Origin of the sequence: Rhodoblastus sphagnicola (genome assembly GCF_002937075.1) — a bacterium.
Taxonomy (GTDB): domain Bacteria; phylum Pseudomonadota; class Alphaproteobacteria; order Rhizobiales; family Beijerinckiaceae; genus Rhodoblastus; species Rhodoblastus sphagnicola.
In genome coordinates, this window is record NZ_NHSJ01000034.1 from 45,709 (window position 1) to 60,825 (window position 15,117).

Annotated in this window: 18 protein-coding genes; 13 read left to right on the forward strand and 5 right to left on the reverse strand. The window is 65.4% G+C overall.

Annotated features, from left to right (window positions below; genetic code table 11):
* Positions 1–172 precede the first annotated feature (172 nt).
* Genes lgt through pgeF form a run of 3 tightly spaced genes read left to right on the forward strand, consistent with a single transcriptional unit; the run spans position 173 to position 2,892 of the window.
* Positions 173–1,030, forward strand: a complete 858-nt coding sequence (lgt, locus tag CCR94_RS03820; RefSeq protein WP_210302397.1) for a prolipoprotein diacylglyceryl transferase — start codon at positions 173–175, stop codon at positions 1,028–1,030.
* Complete coding sequence (locus tag CCR94_RS03825; protein WP_104506548.1) at positions 1,023–2,132, forward strand: class I SAM-dependent methyltransferase; 1,110 nt, start codon at positions 1,023–1,025, stop codon at positions 2,130–2,132. Before lgt ends, CCR94_RS03825 begins: the two co-directional genes overlap by 8 nt.
* Positions 2,122–2,892 carry a peptidoglycan editing factor PgeF gene (gene pgeF / locus CCR94_RS03830; RefSeq protein ID WP_104506549.1) on the forward strand — a complete coding sequence of 257 codons (771 nt, stop codon included), beginning with the start codon at positions 2,122–2,124 and terminating at the stop codon, positions 2,890–2,892. Before CCR94_RS03825 ends, pgeF begins: the two co-directional genes overlap by 11 nt.
* Before the next feature lie 82 nt (positions 2,893–2,974).
* Here the strand turns inward: pgeF and CCR94_RS03835 are convergent, their stop codons facing one another.
* Positions 2,975–3,427, reverse strand: coding sequence for a GatB/YqeY domain-containing protein (locus tag CCR94_RS03835; RefSeq protein ID WP_104506651.1), 453 nt, complete (start codon positions 3,425–3,427; stop codon positions 2,975–2,977).
* Between the two features lie 152 nt (positions 3,428–3,579).
* Between CCR94_RS03835 and carA the strand changes: the two genes are divergently transcribed.
* Positions 3,580–4,758, forward strand: coding sequence for a glutamine-hydrolyzing carbamoyl-phosphate synthase small subunit (carA, locus tag CCR94_RS03840; protein WP_104506550.1), 1,179 nt, complete (start codon positions 3,580–3,582; stop codon positions 4,756–4,758).
* 9 nt (positions 4,759–4,767) lie between these two features.
* Here carA and CCR94_RS03845 read toward each other — a convergent pair whose 3' ends face one another.
* The 3 genes from CCR94_RS03845 to CCR94_RS03855 all read right to left on the reverse strand — a co-directional run bounded on the left by CCR94_RS03845 (position 4,768) and on the right by CCR94_RS03855 (position 5,687).
* A complete protein-coding gene (locus CCR94_RS03845) occupies positions 4,768–5,070 on the reverse strand; it encodes a helix-hairpin-helix domain-containing protein (protein WP_206605772.1) in 303 nt (100 codons plus the stop codon).
* Positions 5,071–5,148: 78 nt separating this feature from the next.
* A complete protein-coding gene (locus CCR94_RS03850; protein ID WP_104506552.1) occupies positions 5,149–5,445 on the reverse strand; it encodes a type II toxin-antitoxin system RelE/ParE family toxin in 297 nt (98 codons plus the stop codon).
* Positions 5,442–5,687 (reverse strand): CopG family ribbon-helix-helix protein, encoded by a 246-nt coding sequence (locus CCR94_RS03855; protein ID WP_104506652.1) that lies wholly within the window; start codon positions 5,685–5,687, stop codon positions 5,442–5,444. The genes CCR94_RS03850 and CCR94_RS03855 overlap by 4 nt, the downstream gene beginning before the upstream one ends.
* A gap of 246 nt (positions 5,688–5,933) precedes the next feature.
* Here CCR94_RS03855 and CCR94_RS03860 point away from each other — a divergent pair, with 246 nt between their 5' ends.
* The 9 genes from CCR94_RS03860 to phoB all read left to right on the forward strand — a co-directional run bounded on the left by CCR94_RS03860 (position 5,934) and on the right by phoB (position 14,089).
* Complete coding sequence (locus CCR94_RS03860) at positions 5,934–6,335, forward strand: 2Fe-2S iron-sulfur cluster-binding protein (protein WP_104506553.1); 402 nt, start codon at positions 5,934–5,936, stop codon at positions 6,333–6,335.
* A 189-nt stretch (positions 6,336–6,524) separates the two neighbouring features.
* Entirely contained in the window at positions 6,525–7,613 is a 1,089-nt protein-coding gene (locus tag CCR94_RS03865; RefSeq protein ID WP_244593930.1) for a lysylphosphatidylglycerol synthase domain-containing protein, read from the forward strand.
* Positions 7,614–7,622: 9 nt separating this feature from the next.
* Positions 7,623–8,660: an ATP-binding protein gene (locus tag CCR94_RS03870; protein WP_104506555.1), complete on the forward strand. Its 1,038-nt coding sequence runs from the start codon at positions 7,623–7,625 to the stop codon at positions 8,658–8,660.
* 121 nt (positions 8,661–8,781) lie between these two features.
* The gene (pstS, locus tag CCR94_RS03875) at positions 8,782–9,828 is read left to right on the forward strand and encodes a phosphate ABC transporter substrate-binding protein PstS (protein WP_104506556.1); all 1,047 of its coding nucleotides are present in this window, start codon (positions 8,782–8,784) and stop codon (positions 9,826–9,828) included.
* A gap of 53 nt (positions 9,829–9,881) precedes the next feature.
* Positions 9,882–10,877, forward strand: a complete 996-nt coding sequence (pstC, locus tag CCR94_RS03880; protein WP_104506557.1) for a phosphate ABC transporter permease subunit PstC — start codon at positions 9,882–9,884, stop codon at positions 10,875–10,877.
* 1 nt (position 10,878) lies between these two features.
* Positions 10,879–11,718: a phosphate ABC transporter permease PstA gene (gene pstA / locus CCR94_RS03885; protein WP_104506558.1), complete on the forward strand. Its 840-nt coding sequence runs from the start codon at positions 10,879–10,881 to the stop codon at positions 11,716–11,718.
* 145 nt (positions 11,719–11,863) lie between these two features.
* Complete coding sequence (gene pstB / locus CCR94_RS03890) at positions 11,864–12,607, forward strand: phosphate ABC transporter ATP-binding protein PstB (RefSeq protein WP_244593934.1); 744 nt, start codon at positions 11,864–11,866, stop codon at positions 12,605–12,607.
* Positions 12,608–12,632: 25 nt separating this feature from the next.
* Positions 12,633–13,334 carry a phosphate signaling complex protein PhoU gene (gene phoU, locus CCR94_RS03895; protein WP_104506560.1) on the forward strand — a complete coding sequence of 234 codons (702 nt, stop codon included), beginning with the start codon at positions 12,633–12,635 and terminating at the stop codon, positions 13,332–13,334.
* 11 nt (positions 13,335–13,345) lie between these two features.
* Positions 13,346–14,089, forward strand: coding sequence for a phosphate regulon transcriptional regulator PhoB (gene phoB, locus CCR94_RS03900; RefSeq protein ID WP_104506561.1), 744 nt, complete (start codon positions 13,346–13,348; stop codon positions 14,087–14,089).
* 175 nt (positions 14,090–14,264) lie between these two features.
* Here phoB and CCR94_RS03905 read toward each other — a convergent pair whose 3' ends face one another.
* Entirely contained in the window at positions 14,265–15,074 is an 810-nt protein-coding gene (locus CCR94_RS03905) for a response regulator (protein ID WP_104506562.1), read from the reverse strand.
* Positions 15,075–15,117 lie beyond the last annotated feature (43 nt).

Here is a 15,117-nt window from a genome sequence, read left to right on the forward strand (position 1 = left end):
GCTCCAAGGTTATCGGCGTTGAGATGGGGCTTTTCGACCGTCAAAGCAAGTTTTTCACGCAAGCTTTGCAAAAAGGCCTATTGTGCTGTATGCGCGGCTTGAGACTCGTTGTAATCCGCCTTTCTTGTTGGGGGCGCAGTCTTATCCGAATCCGGGTCCGCTTTTCGGGACCATGCGCCAGGGATTGCTCGTGCCGCTGTTCGTCATGCCCTATCCCATCATCGATCCGGTCATGGTCCACCTCGGACCGCTGCCGATCCGCTGGTATGCCCTCAGCTACATTGTTTCGCTCGTCTTCGGCTGGCTGATCGCGCGACGGCTGGTCGGACGCGAGGCCCTGTGGGGCGGAATCGCGCGTCCCTCCGCGCAAAGCCTCGACGACCTGCTGGTTTACGTTGCGTTCGGCGCCGTGCTCGGCGGCCGGCTGTTTTACGTGCTGTTCTACAACCTGACGTTCTTCCTGGCGCATCCGCTGGAGATTCCCGCCGTCTGGCAGGGCGGCATGTCGTTTCACGGCGGCATGACCGGCGCGGCGCTCGGCGCTTTCCTGTTCGCCCGCCGCGAAAAGGTGCTGTTTCTTTCGGTCGGCGACCTCTGCTGCGCCGTCGCGCCGATCGGGCTTTTCCTCGGCCGCATCGCCAATTTCATCAAGCCGGAGCTATGGGGCCGGCCGACGGACGTCCCTTGGGCCATGGTCTTCCCCGGCGCGGGGCCTGACCCGCGCCATCCCAGCCAGCTCTACGAAGCCGGCCTCGAAGGGCTGGCGCTTGGCCTCCTGATGCTTTTGGCGGTCCGCGCCGGCGCCTGCAAGAAACCGGGCCTGACCAGCGGGCTGTTCCTGACGGGCTACGCGCTGGCGCGCATCTTCTGCGAATTCTTTCGCGAACCGGACCCGCAGCTCGGTTTCCTGTTCGGCGGCGCCACAATGGGGATGCTGCTGTCCGCGCCGCTGGCGCTCGCCGGCGGCGCCCTGATCATCTTCGCCCTGCGCCGGCGGGCGCGCGCGCAATTGGAGGCGGAACATGGCTGAACCCGACGATCTCGGCGCCGAAATCCGTGAAATCATCGCCCATGACGGCCCGATCTCGGTCGAGCGCTTCATGGCGCTGGCGCTCACCCACCCGTCAAAAGGCTATTACACCTCCCGCGACCCGTTCGGCGCGGCCGGAGACTTCATCACCTCGCCGGAAATCTCGCAAATGTTCGGCGAATTGCTCGGCCTGTGGGCGGCGGACCTGTGGGAGCGCATCGGCGCCCCGCCGGAGCTGCGGCTGGTCGAACTCGGACCGGGGCGCGGCGCGCTCATGTCCGATTTTCTGCGCGCGGCGCGAGTCGCCCCCGGCTTTTTCGATGCGCTCGACGTCCATCTGGTCGAGGCCAGCGACAAGCTCGCCGACCGCCAGAGCGAGGCCCTGGCCGGCTGCGGCCGCCCGGTCAGCTGGCATCGCACCATAGACGGGGTTCCGCCGGGACCGGCGATCTTCATCGCCAACGAATTCTTCGACGCCCTCCCGGTCCGCCACTATATAAAGACTCCGGAGGGCTGGCGCGAAAGGCTGATCGGCCTGGATCACGAGGGCCGGCTCGCCTACGGCCTCGGCGTGGAGGTCGAGCCTTTCCTGAAGGCCGCCGCGGAGGACGGCGAAATTCTCGAAATCAACGCGGCGGCGCAACGGGTGATGTCGCAAATCGCCTCGCGCATCGTCGAGCAGAACGGCGCGCTGCTGGCGGTGGATTACGGCTATCTGCGCACCGGCTTCGGCGAGACCTTGCAGGCGATCAAGGCCCATGAATTCGTCGATCCCCTGGCCGAACCGGGGCAGGCCGACCTCACCACCCATGTCGATTTTTCCGCCCTGTCCCGCGCGGCGCGCTCCGCCCATGCCGAGACGCACGGGCCGGTGACGCAGGGCCGCTTCCTGATCGACATCGGCATCGTCCAGCGCGCCGAAGCGCTGGCGAGCCGCGCCGATGAACATGAGAGGGCGCGGATCGACGCCGCCCTTGGACGGCTGACCGACATGGAAGAGACCGGCATGGGCGCCCTGTTCAAGGTCCTGGCCGTCACGCGCCGGGGCCTGCGCGACCTGCCCGGCTTTACCGAGCTTGACGAGGGGGCGCATGACGCTTGAGGCGATCGGGTCGCAGGCGCTGGCTGGCGTCAGCCATGGCTTTTTCACGCGCAAGGGCGGGGTGTCCCAGGGGATTTACGCCACGCTGAACGGCGGCGTCGGCTCGCGGGACGCGCCCGAGGCGGTCGCGGAAAACCGCGCGCGCATGGCGGGGTTTTTAGGCGTCGCGCCGGAAAATTTCCTGGTCCCCTATCAAATCCATTCCGCCGACGCGCTCGCGGTCTCGGCGCCCTGGCCGCCTGAGGCTCGGCCGCGCTGCGACGGTCTGGTCACCAACACCCCCGGCCTCGGCCTCGGCGTGACCGGCGCCGATTGCGGCGTGCTCTTGATGGCCGACACGAAAGCGGGCGTGATCGGCGCCGCCCATTCCGGCTGGAAGGGCGCCCTCGCCGGCATGGTCGAGGCCCTTGTCGCCGCCATGGAAGTTTTAGGCGCACGAAGGGCGGACATTTCGGGCGCTTTGGGGCCGACCATCGGCCCGCGCTCCTACGAGGTCGGGCCGGAGTTTTTCGAGCAATTCATCGCGAAAAACGCCGATTACGCCCGCTTCTTCACCGCATCCGCACAGGCCGGACATTTCATGTTCGACCTGCCCGGCCTGATCGAGTTTCGGGCGGAGGCGACGGGAATCGGCCGTTTCGAAAATCTGCGCCTCGACACCTACGCCGACGAGGAGCGCTTCTTCTCCTATCGCCGCACGACACATAGGAAAGAGCCGGATTACGGACGGCTGGTCGCGGGCATCGCGCTGCCGACGTGAGAGTTTGAAGGGGGCTGCGTAAGCCCCGACCTCTCAGTCGTCATGGCCGGGCTTGTCCCGGCCAGAACGGCGTTGTTCAATTTCACCCCGCCAGCGCGGCCTTCACCAGCCCGCTGACCTTGCCGAAATCCATTTTTCCGGCATGGGCCGCCTTGAGCGCGGCCACAACCTTGCCCATGTCCTTGATCGAACTGGCGCCGGTCTCGGCAATCGCCGCCTTGATCGCCTCGGCGGTTTCCTCTTCGCTCAACGGTTGCGGCAGGAAGGACGAAATCACCGCGATTTCCTCGCGCTCCTGCGCGGCCAGTTCCGGACGGGCGTTGGCCTCATAGATCGCCATCGATTCCTGACGGCTCTTCACCAGCTTCTGCAACAGCGCGAGAATGTCCTCCTCGGTGACGTCCTTGGTGGAGGTGCGCGCTTCGATATCCTTGTCCTTGAGCGCGGCGGTGATCATGCGGATCGTTTCGACGCGGCGCTTGTCGCCCGCCTTCATGGCTGTCTTCAGTTCGGCTGTGAATTTTTCGCGCAACATGTCGGACATCCCGGGTCGGCCAAAGGGTTGGCATTGACGATTGACCCTCGAATGCCTAGGTTGCACCCGGATTTCAACCCCCGTATGGAAAAAAGCCGCTTTCGTCCCTGGCGAAGCGGTTTCGCACGCGCCCATTCCAGATCGAGACCAACATGACCGAAGACAAAGGCTGGACCACGCCCACCCACACCGCCCTGCTGGTTCTGGCGGACGGGACGGTGATCGAGGGGTTCGGACTGGGCGCCACGGGCGTCGCGGTCGGCGAGGTCTGCTTCAACACCGCCATGACCGGCTATCAGGAAATCCTCACCGACCCGTCCTATGCCGGCCAGATCGTCACCTTCACCTTTCCCCATATCGGCAATGTCGGCGCCAATGAGGAAGACATCGAGACGGTGGACATGGCGCGGATCGAGGGCGCCCGCGGCGTGATCGTGCGCGCCCCGATCACGGACCCTTCCAATTATCGCGCGCTGAAACATTTCGACACTTGGCTAAAGGCGCGCAACATCGTCGGCCTGTCGGGAATTGACACCCGCGCGCTCACGGCGCTGATCCGCGAAAAGGGCATGCCCAACGCCGTGATCGCCCATAACCCCGACGGCAAGTTCGACCTGGAGGCGCTGAAAGCCCAGGCCGCCGCCTGGCCGGGGATCGACGGCATGGACCTCGTGCCCGGCGTGACGGCGCAACAGGAATTTTCCTGGACCGAGACCACGTGGCGGCTCGAAACCGGCTATGGCGCCCAGGAAAAAACCGCCTACAGAGTGGTGGCGCTCGATTTCGGCGTGAAGCGCAACATTCTGCGCCTGCTGGCGGAGGCCGGCTGCGAGGTCAAGGTGGTGCCCGCGACCACGCCGGCGGAACACATCCTGGCGCTTAAACCCGACGGCGTGTTCCTGTCCAACGGGCCGGGCGATCCCGCCGAAACCGGCAAATACGCCGTTCCGACCATCCGCGCGCTTCTCGAAGCGAAAATCCCGACCTTCGGCATCTGCCTGGGCCATCAGATGATGGCGCTGGCGGTGGGCGCAAAAACCGAAAAAATGCACCAGGGCCACCACGGCGCCAATCATCCGGTCAAGGATTTCACCACCCAGAAAGTCGAGATCGTCTCGATGAATCATGGGTTCGCGGTGGACCCCAAAACCCTGCCGGCCAATGCGGTGGAAACCCACCGCTCGCTGTTCGACGGCACGAACTGCGGCATCGCGCTGACCGACCGCCCCGCCTTTTCCGTACAGCATCACCCGGAAGCCTCGCCCGGCCCGCGAGACAGCCATTACCTGTTCGTGCGTTTCGTCGAGATGATGAAGGCGCGGGCGGCCTGAGTGCGTCATTCAGGGCGCGGGGGGCGCGGGAAAATCCCCGCTGGCCTGACGCCGCTTCCGCGCCGGCGTGAACGCCCACCAATCCAAAGCCTCGCCCGTCTTCGCCTGATGGATAGCCGCCGCGAAGACGTCGTGAACGCAGGGATCATGCCGTCGCCCGGTCATCAGGCAGAGCCGCGCATAAAGGCTGTCGGCGTCTTCGCGCGCAAGCTGGCTGACACTGGCGATGCCGAGCAGCTTGAAATCAGCCAGCGCGGCCTTGCCGACATTGCGCAGGCGCGCCAGCGGGGCCATTTCCGCTTTCCTGGGCATGGGCGACAGCTTCCTCTTATGTTCCAATCGAGATCGCCATGATTCGCCGAGATGATGAAGGCGCGGGCGGCCTGAGGTTCAAGATAATTTCGACGGCCACTCCTGAGCGGCGTGCATGACTGTCAGAATGTCAACGGCGTCCGGCGTGACGCGATAGGCGACGATGTAAGGAATGTCGGCGAAAACCAACTCGCGGGTTTCCGCAATCCGACCGGGTCGTCCCATGGCCGGGCGCTCCGCGAGATTGTCCACCGCTGAAACGATCCGCGCGATGACACGGGTGGCCGCGTCGGGACTGTCCTGCGCGATGGAGCCGCCAAGCTGATCGAGCCGCCGCAAGGCGCGCTTCGTCCACCGGACGACGCGGCTGTTCATGACGGAAGGACGGGATTCACGTACTTTCCAACGACATGCGCAATATCGGCCGAGGTCGCGAACTCGTCCCGCTCGGCCTCGGCCAGACCAGCCTCGATTTCAGCGAGTTGCCAGGCTTCCCGCGCCACAAAATCCTCGATGGCCCGCGCCGCGACATAGGACCGAGGCCGCGCCATTTTTTCCGCCAGCTTGTCAAGCTTCTCGGCTGTTTCGTCCGGCACGCGAACGGTAAAGGCGGTCATGGCCCGCATCCTCATGGGTTCAATGTGAATGTGAGCGCATCGCTATGGTTCGTCAAGGTTTGATCCCGCGCGCCCGACAAAGCCGTCGGACGGCGGACAGCGCCTGTCGGCTTCGCCTCCCGATTGCGCGAGCCGCAACACGAATTTCGTCGCGCAAGCCCGCGCCCGCCGGAGTTCGCAAAGGCACGCCTCTTGCTGCCCGCGCGTTGGGGACGTTCGTCTCCGACAAACCCGAGGGACAACCCAATGGCCAATGTGACCTTTACCTCGCCGAAACTGTCTCGCGATGTGACCGTTTACGCCGTGGCGGGCGCGCGCGGCACGCTGCTCGAGCTCGCCAAGGAACACAAGGTTCCGATTCCCTTCGACTGTCAGGACGGCGAATGCGGCTCCTGCCTGGTCGAAGTGTCGATCCTGAGCAAGACGCCGCGCGCTATTTCCCTGACCGAGAAAGAAAAGGAAGTGTTGAAGCAGATCGGCAAGATTTCCACCGTGGAAGTCGCCAATGCCGAGGTTAACGACATGCCCCCCCATTACCGGCTCGCCTGCCAATACATCGTTCGCGACGAGGACATCATCGTGAAGTTCGAAGGCGACGAGAGCACGCCAGTCAAGGTGAGCAAGTCGTCCGCCACGGTCATCAGCTGATCCAGGCTGACTAAAGGCGCCGGTTGCGATCCCATGTCGCAAACGGCGCCAATGCCTTTGCGGCGCCCGAACGTATCGCGAGAAGCTGGAACGAGCCTGGGAGCTTGCCGAACCCCGCTCGGCGCCCTAAATCAACTCCAAATAAGTCCGGCGGCCGTTCGGACAAACGGCAGTTGGGCAATGGAACGAATGAGCAGCGATTTCGGGCGCGACGACGCCGCCGCACACGAGGCAGACCCGGACGCCCCCCCCGCGGCCGGCGCCAAACGCCGTGAGCTCGCGCCGATTCCGCCGAAGCGTTACAGCCAGAAGTTCAAGGCGCTGGTCGGGGCCGGCGCCAGCCTGCTGCTGGTGATGGTGGCCTTCTTCGTCCTGTCGCGGACGCTCGCCAAACTCGATCTCGCGGAACTGAGCACCGCCGTCGCGGCGACCTCCTGGAACCAGATCGGCTACGGCCTGCTGTTCACCGCCTGCTCCTATCTGATGCTGACCGGCTATGACGCCATCGCGCTGAAGCAATTGCGCCTGAAAGTGCCTTACAAGACCACGGCGCTCGGCTCCTTCGCCTCCTATGCGGTCTCGTTCACGCTGGGCTTCCCGATCTTCACCGGCGGCACGGTGCGCTACTGGATCTATTCGCGCGCGGGGGTGAAGCCGGGCAAGATCGCCAGCCTCACCGTGGTGGCGGGCGTCACCTTCTGGCTGGGCATGGCCGTGGTCATCGGCTTCGGCCTGATGATCGAGGCCGAATCCATCGCGGAAATCAACCAGTTCGCGGTGATTCTCAACCGGATGATCGGCGCGGCGGTCGTGGGCGCCGTCGGCGGCTACCTCTATTGGGTGTCGGCGCGGCCAAGGCGCGCGAAACTGCAAGGCATGACGTTCGAACTGCCGGGCCTCGGCCTGACGCTGGGCCAGATGGCGCTGGGCGTGCTCGACCTGTGCAGCGCGGCGGCCGTGCTCTATGTGCTGCTGCCGAGCCACGAGGGCCTCGATTTCTTCACCTTCGCCGCCGTTTACGTGTTCGCCTGCCTGCTTGGCATCGCCAGCCACGCGCCGGGCGGCATCGGCGTGTTCGAGGCGACCATGCTCAAGGCCCTGCCCGCCCCCTCGCAGGAAGCGCTGCTGGCCTCGCTGCTGATGTTCCGCATTCTTTATTATGTCATCCCCTTCGTGTTGGCTCTGGTTCTGCTGGGCGCCACCGAGGGCGGGCGCCGCTGGGACGCCCTGCGCGACACCGTGAACCGGGCCGAGGGCGGAAAGGACGACGCCCATTGAGGAGACGGCATGACCGCAGGCCGGGACGCCACGCTGATTTCGGCCTTGATCGACGCCATGCCGGAGCCGGTGCTGGTCATCGGCGACTCGCTGCGGCTGGTCGCGGCCAATGCGCCGGCCCGCGCGCTGTTTCCGCATCTGCGCCTCGACGCGCCGCTGGCCTCGTCGATTCGCGCCGTCGATCTCCATGACGCCGTCGCCCGCGTCCTGAGCGGCGGCGCCGTGGAAGACATTTCCTGGCTGGCGCGCGCCCCGGTGGAGCGGCTCTACCAAGCCCATGTCGCGGCGTTTTCCGGCGAGGACAGGCAAGTGGCGGTGACCCTGCATGACGCGACCGAATCGCGCCGGCTGGAACAGATGCGCGTCGATTTCGTCGCCAACGCCAGCCATGAATTGCGCACGCCGCTGGCCTCGCTGCTCGGCTTCATCGAGACCCTGCTGGGGCCGGCCCGCGAGGACACGGCCGCGCGCGAAAAATTCTTAGGCATCATGCTGCACCAGGCCCGGCGCATGGCGCGGCTGGTGGACGACCTGTTGTCGCTGTCGCGCATCGAGCAGACGCTGCATGTCCAGCCGCGCGCGGCGGTCGATCTCGCCGCCGTCGCCGAACAGGTCCGCGACGCCCTGTCGCCGCTTGCCGAGGACAGCCGCGTCGATCTCGTGATCGAGGCCCGCAAGACGATGGTGCGCGGCGAGCGCGACGAACTTTTGCGCGTCGCCGAAAACCTGATCGAGAACGCCATCAAATACGGCGCGCCCGAACCGGGCGGACCCGAGCGGAAAGTCTGGATCACGGTCGAGCCGCGCGAAGGCGTGGGCGTGCTGTCGGTGCGCGACGAAGGGCCGGGCATCGCGCCGGAGAACATTCCGCGCCTGACCGAGCGATTCTTTCGCGTCGATGTCGGCCAGAGCCGCGCCAAGGGCGGCACCGGACTCGGCCTCGCCCTGGTCAAGCACATTCTCGCCCGCCATCGCGGACGGTTGGAAATCCGGTCAAACCTTGGTGAAGGCGCCACCTTCACGGCGCGTACACCGTTGTTTGATTGAGATAATTTCGAGAGCCAAGCGGAGCCGGCCCCGGTTCGCGCCGGCCGCTGTCACATAACCGTCATGCTACTGTCGTAGAGAGTTTCCGCGCGCAAAGCGCGTTCCCTCCCAAGAGGTCCCAATGTCGAAATTCCTCATGCGCACCGTCGTTGTCGCGGCCTTGGCCACGGCCGCAGCTCCGGTCCTGGCCGCCGACATCTCCGGCGCCGGCGCCACCTTCCCCTATCCGATTTACGCCAAATGGGCGGACAGCTACAAGACTCAGACCGGTCTCGGCCTGAACTACCAGTCGATCGGCTCGGGCGGCGGCATCAAGCAGATCATCGCCAACACCGTGACCTTCGGCGCCACCGACAAGCCGCTCAAGATCGAGGAACTGGAAAAGAACGGCCTGGTGCAATGGCCGCAGGTGATGGGCGGCATCGTGCCGATCATCAACATCGACGGCGTCGCCACCGAGCAACTCGTGCTCAGCGGCGACGTTCTGGCCAAGATCTTCCTGGGCGAAATCAAGGCCTGGAACGATCCGGCCATCGCCAAGTTGAATCCGAAGCTGAAGCTCTCGGAGGCCCCGATCGCCGTGGTCCATCGTTCGGACGGCTCCGGCACCACCTTCAACTTCACCGACTATCTCGCCAAGGTTTCGGCCGACTGGAAGACCAAGGTCGGCTCGGACGCCGCGGTGGAATGGCCGGTCGGCCTCGCCGCCAAGGGCAATGAAGGCGTCGCCAACACCGTCACCAACACCAAGGGTTCGATCGGCTACGTCGAATACGCCTACGCCAAGCAGAACAAGATCGCCTTCGCCGATCTCGTCAACAAGGATGGCAAGACGGTCGCCCCGACCACGGAAGCCTTCCAGGCCGCCGCCGCCAACGCCGACTGGGCCCACGCCCCCGGCTTTTACCAGATCCTGACCAACCAGCCCGGACCCAAGTCCTGGCCGATCACCGCCGCCACCTTCATCCTGGTGCACAAGCAGCCGGCCAACCCGGCCGATGTCGCGGACGCCATCAAATTCTTCGACTGGGCGTTCAAGAACGGCGCCAAGGAAGCGGCGGCCCTCGACTACATCCCGTTGCCCGATAATGTCATCGGCCTGATCCGCAAGACCTGGGCGACCGAAATCAAGGGCGCCGACGGCAAGACGGTTTACGACGCCAAGTAATCCAATTTTCCGGGCCGGGGGCGCGCCCCCGGCTCTCTCTCGAAAGGCGCATCATGTCGGAGGCGGTCTTGTCCGAGCAGACAAAACGGGTGTCCTATGGCGACACCCGCGCAAAAGTGCTCAAACTGTTCAATCTGGGCGACACCGCCTTCCACATCCTCACCAAATCCTGCGCCGTCGCCGTCCTCGTCCTGCTTGGCGGCGTCATCGTCTCGCTGATCCACGGCTCGGCGCCGGCGCTCCGCGAGTTCGGCCTGGGCTTCCTGACCTCGCAGTCCTGGAACCCGGTCACGGAAAAATTCGGCGCGGCGCCGGCCATTTACGGCACGCTCGTCACCTCCTTCATCGCGCTGCTGATCGCCGCGCCGATGGGGTTTGGCATCGCCGTCTTCCTCACCGAACTCTGCCCCTACCAGTTGCGCAGACCCGTGGGCATAGCCGTGGAATTGCTCGCCGGCATTCCCTCGATCATCTACGGCATCTGGGGCATGTTCGTGCTCGCCCCGTTCCTGCAGGAACATGTGCAGCCCGGCCTGATCGCGGCCTTCGCCGGCGTCCCCTGGCTTGAGAATGTGTTTTCCGGCCCGCCCTACGGCATCGGCATCGCCACCGCCTCGATCATCCTCGCCATCATGATCCTGCCGCTGGTCTCCTCCATCTCGCGCGACGTGTTCGAAACCGTGCCGCCGGTGCTGAAAGAGGCCGCTTACGGCGTCGGCTGCACCCGATGGGAGGTGATGCGCAGGATCGTCGCGCCTTATACCGGGGTCGGTCTCGTCGGCGGCATCATGCTGGCGCTCGGCCGCGCCTTGGGCGAGACCATGGCGGTGACCTTCGTGATCGGCAACGCGCACAAGATTTCGCCCTCGATCCTCGGGCCGGGCACCACGATTTCCGCGACCATCGCCAACGAGTTCACCGAAGCCGACGGCGCGCTCTACACCTCCTCGCTGATCGCGCTCGGCCTGCTGCTGTTCGTCATCACCTTCTTCGTGCTGGCGGCCTCGCGCCTGCTGCTGGCCCGCATCCAGAGACAGGAAGGACGCTGACATGGCCCTCGCCGCAACGCGCAAATTACGCAGCTCCATCGCGATGACGGCCTGCGTCGCCGCCGCCGCCATCGGCCTGATCGCCCTGGCGCTGATCCTCGGCGCCCTGCTGTGGAACGGCTTCACCAGCCTCAACCTCGCCGTGTTCACCCAGAACACGCCGCCGCCCGGCGCGGCCGGCGGCCTGCTCAACGCCATTGTCGGCTCGCTGATCATGACTTCGCTCGGCGTGGCGATCGGCGCGCCGCTTGGTCTGCTCGCCGGCACCTATATGGCGGAATACGGCCGCTATTCGAAGCTCACCACCGTCGTGCGCTTCATCAACGACATCCTGCTGTCGGCGCCTTCGATCGTGATCGGCCTGTTCGTCTATGAGATCACCGTGATGCAGATGGGCCATTTCTCGGGCCTGGCCGGCGCCATAGCGCTGGCGCTGCTGGTGGTTCCCGTCGTCGTGCGCACCACCGAGGACATGCTCAACCTCGTGCCCGGGGGCCTGCGCGAGGCCGCCGCCTCGCTCGGCCTGCCGCGCGCGCTGATCATCCGGCACATCGCCTACAAGGCGGCCCGCGCCGGCCTGATCACCGGCCTGCTGCTGGCGGTGGCCCGCGTCTCCGGCGAGACCGCGCCGCTGCTGTTCACCGCCCTGAACAACCAGTTCTTCAGCACCAACCTCAACGCGCCGATGGCGAGCCTTCCGGCCGTGATTTTCCAGTTCGCCTTGTCGCCTTACAAGGACTGGCAAAACCTCGCCTGGGCCGGCGCCCTGCTGATCACCGTCACGGTGCTCGCCCTGTCCATCACCGCCCGCATCCTCGGCGCGCAAAAAACCAGCAAGTGAACGAGATCGCCCCATGACCGAATCCCCGGCTCAAGAGACGGCCAGCCCCGTGCCCGAATCCGAGACCCAGCCCCTGCCCCAGCAGCCTGTGAACCCGGGCGCCCCCGCCCGCGAAGCCCTGGCGGGCGCCGCCCTGCCCTTGAAAATGTCGGTGCGCAATCTCGACTTCTTCTATGGCGACAACCAGGCGCTGAAATCCGTCAACGTGCCGCTCTACGACCGACACGCGACCGCCTTCATCGGCCCATCCGGCTGCGGCAAGTCCACGCTGCTGCGCGTGCTCAACCGCATGTACGACCTCTATCCCGGCCAACGCGCCACCGGCGACGTGCTGCTCGACGGCGAGAACGTGCTCGACCCCAAGCTCGACCTCAATTCGCTGCGCGCCCGCGTCGGCATGGTGTTCCAGAAGCCCACGCCCTTCCCCATGACCATTTACGAGAACATCGCCTTCGGCGTGCGGCTCTACGAGAATCTGGGCAAGGCCGACATGGATGACCGCGTCGAAAAGGCCCTGCGCGGCGCCGCGATCTGGGACGAGGTCAAGGACAAGCTCAACGCCTCCGGCCTGTCGCTGTCGGGCGGCCAGCAGCAGCGCCTGTGCATCGCCCGCACCGTGGCGATCCAGCCGGAAGTGATCCTGTTCGACGAGCCCTGCTCGGCGCTCGACCCCATTTCCACGGCAAAGGTGGAAGAACTGATCGACGAATTGCGTAACCACTACACCATCGCCATCGTCACCCATAACATGCAGCAGGCGGTCCGCGTCTCGCAGTACACCGCCTTCATGTATCTCGGCGAAATGGTGGAGTTCGGGGAAACCGGCCAGATTTTCCAGACGCCGCGTGAAAGCCGCACCCAGGACTATATCACCGGCCGCTTCGGCTGAGCCTCCTTGAACTGGATTTCCGCCCATGGTCGAACAACACACCGTCAGATCCTTCGACGCCGAGCTTGAACTGCTCGGCCGCCACATTTCCGAAATGGGCGGCATTGCCGAAAAGATGCTCGCCGACGCCATGGACGCGCTGGCCGGCATGAACGCCGAACTGGCGCGACAGGTCATCAGCGCCGACGCGCGGCTGGACGCGTTGCAGCGCACGGTCGAAGAAGAGACCGTCGCCGTGATCGCCCGCCGCCAGCCGGTCGCCGTGGACCTGCGCGAAATCATCGGCGCGCTGCGCATTTCCGGCGATCTCGAACGCGTCGGCGATCTGGCGAAAAACATCGCCAAGCGCGCCGCCAAGATCGCCGGCGAGGGCCGCATGCCGCGCGCCATGGTCGGCCTGAAGAGCATGCACGACCTCGCGGTGATGCAACTCAACGACGTGCTCGACGCCTATGCCCAACGCGACGCCGAGCGCGCCAAGGCGGTGTGGCTGCGCGACGCCGAACTCGATTCGCTGGAGGATTCCGTGTTCCGCGATCTCCTCACCCACATGATGGAAGACCCGCGCAACATCACCTTCTGCACCCATCTGCTGTTCTGCTCGAAAAATCTCGAGCGGGTCGGCGACCACACCACCAATATCGCCGAGACGGTGTTCTATATCCGCACCGGCCGCCCCCTGCCCAACGAACGGCCGCGCGGCGCCGCTTCCACCGACCTCGCGTAAGAGAAACGGCCATGAACGAGACGCGCGTAAACACCATTACCGCGGCCTCTCCCGGAGGGGCGCCGCGCATCCTGGTGGTCGAGGACGAATCCGCCCTGTCGCTGCTGCTGGCCTATAATCTGGAGGCCGAAGGCTATGTGGTGGAGCGGGTCGAGCGCGGCGACGAGGCGGAATTGCGGCTGGAGGAAGCCGCGCCCGATCTGGTGATCCTCGACTGGATGCTGCCCGGCGTCTCCGGCCTGGAAATCTGCCGCCGTTTACGCGCGAGAGAAGCCACGCGCACGCTGCCGGTGATCATGCTGACCGCGCGCGGGGAAGAAGGCGAGCGCGTGCGCGGCCTCTCGGTCGGCGCCGACGATTACGTGGTCAAACCGTTTTCGGTTCCCGAATTGATGGCCCGTGTGCGCGCCCTGCTGCGCCGCGCCCGCCCGGAGCGCGTGGCGACCAAACTCGCCGCCGGCGACATCGAACTCGACCGCGAAACCCGCCGCGTCCGCCGCTCCGGCCGCGATATCCACCTGGGGCCAACCGAATTCCGCCTGCTGGAATATCTGATGGAAAAGCCGGGCCGGGTGTTCGCGCGCTCGCAACTGCTGGACAGCGTGTGGGGATTTTCCGCGGAGATCGACGAGCGCACCGTGGACGTCCACGTCGGCCGCCTGCGCAAGGCGTTGGCGCAGGGCGGCGAGGACGACCCGATCCGCACCGTGCGCGGGGCGGGCTACGCTTTTGACGAGACCTTCGGCAGAGGCTGAACGCGCGCGATCAGAGTTTTTTCACGTTTCGTGGAAACATGAAAAAGCTCTCGGGTCTTGCTTTAACGCATTTTCTTAACGCGAACCGGTGTCCACTTCGCTTGAAAATGCTCTAGACTCTTTATTTTCGCATGATCTTTTCCAAAAACCGGTGTCCACTTCTTGGGATCATGCTCTAGGCGGCGGTCGCCGGCTCCCGCCCCGCCCTGGCGTCGAAGAACAGCGCCTGGCTGACCACGGCGCGCACCATGGCTTCCTCGAACGGCTTGGCGATCAGGAAGGTTGGCTCGGGACGCTGGCCGGTGAGCAATGTCTCGGGATAGGCGGTGATGAAGATCACCGGCGCCGCAAGAAACTTCAAAATTTCGTCAACCGCCTCCAGGCCCGAGCTGCCGTCGGCGAGGCGAATGTCCGCCAGCACCAGACCCGGCCGCAGCCGTTCGGCCATTTCGACCGCCTCGGCGCGGGTGCGGGCGTTGCCGCACACCTGATGGCCGAGGCCCTTCATGATGCTTTCGAGGTCCAGGGCGATGATCGGCTCGTCCTCGACGATCAGGACGGTGGTCGCCACCTGCTCGCCGATTTCGCGACCCGCCACCTCGATCAATTGGGACAAGTCCGCCAGCGAACGCTCCAGCACCCGCGCCGCCTGCTCGCAGGTAAATCCTTCGACGGCGGTGAGGAGGAAGGCCTGGCGCGGCAAGGGCGTGAGGCCCTCCACGCGTCGCTCGGCGGGCGCGCCGGCTTCGCGCCCCCGCGCCGCCACCGCCGCCGAATTGAGCGGCAAGGCGTTCCAGATTCGCGAGAACGCGCGGTAAGTCGCCACGCGCGCTTCGCAATCGCTGTCGAACAGCGTGGGATCCTCGACCAGAGCTTCGAGCATGGCGACGACATAGGCGTCGCCGCTCGCCTGACCGCCGCTCAGCGCGCGCGCATAGCGGCGCAGGAACGGAAGCTGCGGACCCACAAGAGCGGCAAGAGACATCAATAAACTCCCGTCCGGCTAACCGCCCCTCAACGCCAAGACT

Excerpts from the sequence above, each read along its gene's own strand:
- phoB (WP_104506561.1), top strand. The coding sequence starts at position 13,346 with ATGAACGAGACGCGCGTAAACACCATTACCGCGGCCTCTCCCGGAGGG.
- CCR94_RS03835 (WP_104506651.1), bottom strand. The coding sequence starts at position 3,427 with ATGTTGCGCGAAAAATTCACAGCCGAACTGAAGACAGCCATGAAGGCG.
- pgeF (WP_104506549.1), top strand. The coding sequence starts at position 2,122 with ATGACGCTTGAGGCGATCGGGTCGCAGGCGCTGGCTGGCGTCAGCCAT.
- pstC (WP_104506557.1), top strand. The coding sequence starts at position 9,882 with ATGTCGGAGGCGGTCTTGTCCGAGCAGACAAAACGGGTGTCCTATGGC.
- CCR94_RS03870 (WP_104506555.1), top strand. The coding sequence starts at position 7,623 with ATGACCGCAGGCCGGGACGCCACGCTGATTTCGGCCTTGATCGACGCC.
- pstA (WP_104506558.1), top strand. The coding sequence starts at position 10,879 with ATGGCCCTCGCCGCAACGCGCAAATTACGCAGCTCCATCGCGATGACG.
- CCR94_RS03865 (WP_244593930.1), top strand. The coding sequence starts at position 6,525 with ATGAGCAGCGATTTCGGGCGCGACGACGCCGCCGCACACGAGGCAGAC.
- CCR94_RS03855 (WP_104506652.1), bottom strand. The coding sequence starts at position 5,687 with ATGACCGCCTTTACCGTTCGCGTGCCGGACGAAACAGCCGAGAAGCTT.
- phoU (WP_104506560.1), top strand. The coding sequence starts at position 12,633 with ATGGTCGAACAACACACCGTCAGATCCTTCGACGCCGAGCTTGAACTG.
- carA (WP_104506550.1), top strand. The coding sequence starts at position 3,580 with ATGACCGAAGACAAAGGCTGGACCACGCCCACCCACACCGCCCTGCTG.
- CCR94_RS03850 (WP_104506552.1), bottom strand. The coding sequence starts at position 5,445 with ATGAACAGCCGCGTCGTCCGGTGGACGAAGCGCGCCTTGCGGCGGCTC.
- CCR94_RS03905 (WP_104506562.1), bottom strand. The coding sequence starts at position 15,074 with ATGTCTCTTGCCGCTCTTGTGGGTCCGCAGCTTCCGTTCCTGCGCCGC.
- CCR94_RS03845 (WP_206605772.1), bottom strand. The coding sequence starts at position 5,070 with ATGCCCAGGAAAGCGGAAATGGCCCCGCTGGCGCGCCTGCGCAATGTC.
- pstS (WP_104506556.1), top strand. The coding sequence starts at position 8,782 with ATGTCGAAATTCCTCATGCGCACCGTCGTTGTCGCGGCCTTGGCCACG.
- CCR94_RS03825 (WP_104506548.1), top strand. The coding sequence starts at position 1,023 with ATGGCTGAACCCGACGATCTCGGCGCCGAAATCCGTGAAATCATCGCC.
- pstB (WP_244593934.1), top strand. The coding sequence starts at position 11,864 with ATGTCGGTGCGCAATCTCGACTTCTTCTATGGCGACAACCAGGCGCTG.
- CCR94_RS03860 (WP_104506553.1), top strand. The coding sequence starts at position 5,934 with ATGGCCAATGTGACCTTTACCTCGCCGAAACTGTCTCGCGATGTGACC.
- lgt (WP_210302397.1), top strand. The coding sequence starts at position 173 with ATGCGCCAGGGATTGCTCGTGCCGCTGTTCGTCATGCCCTATCCCATC.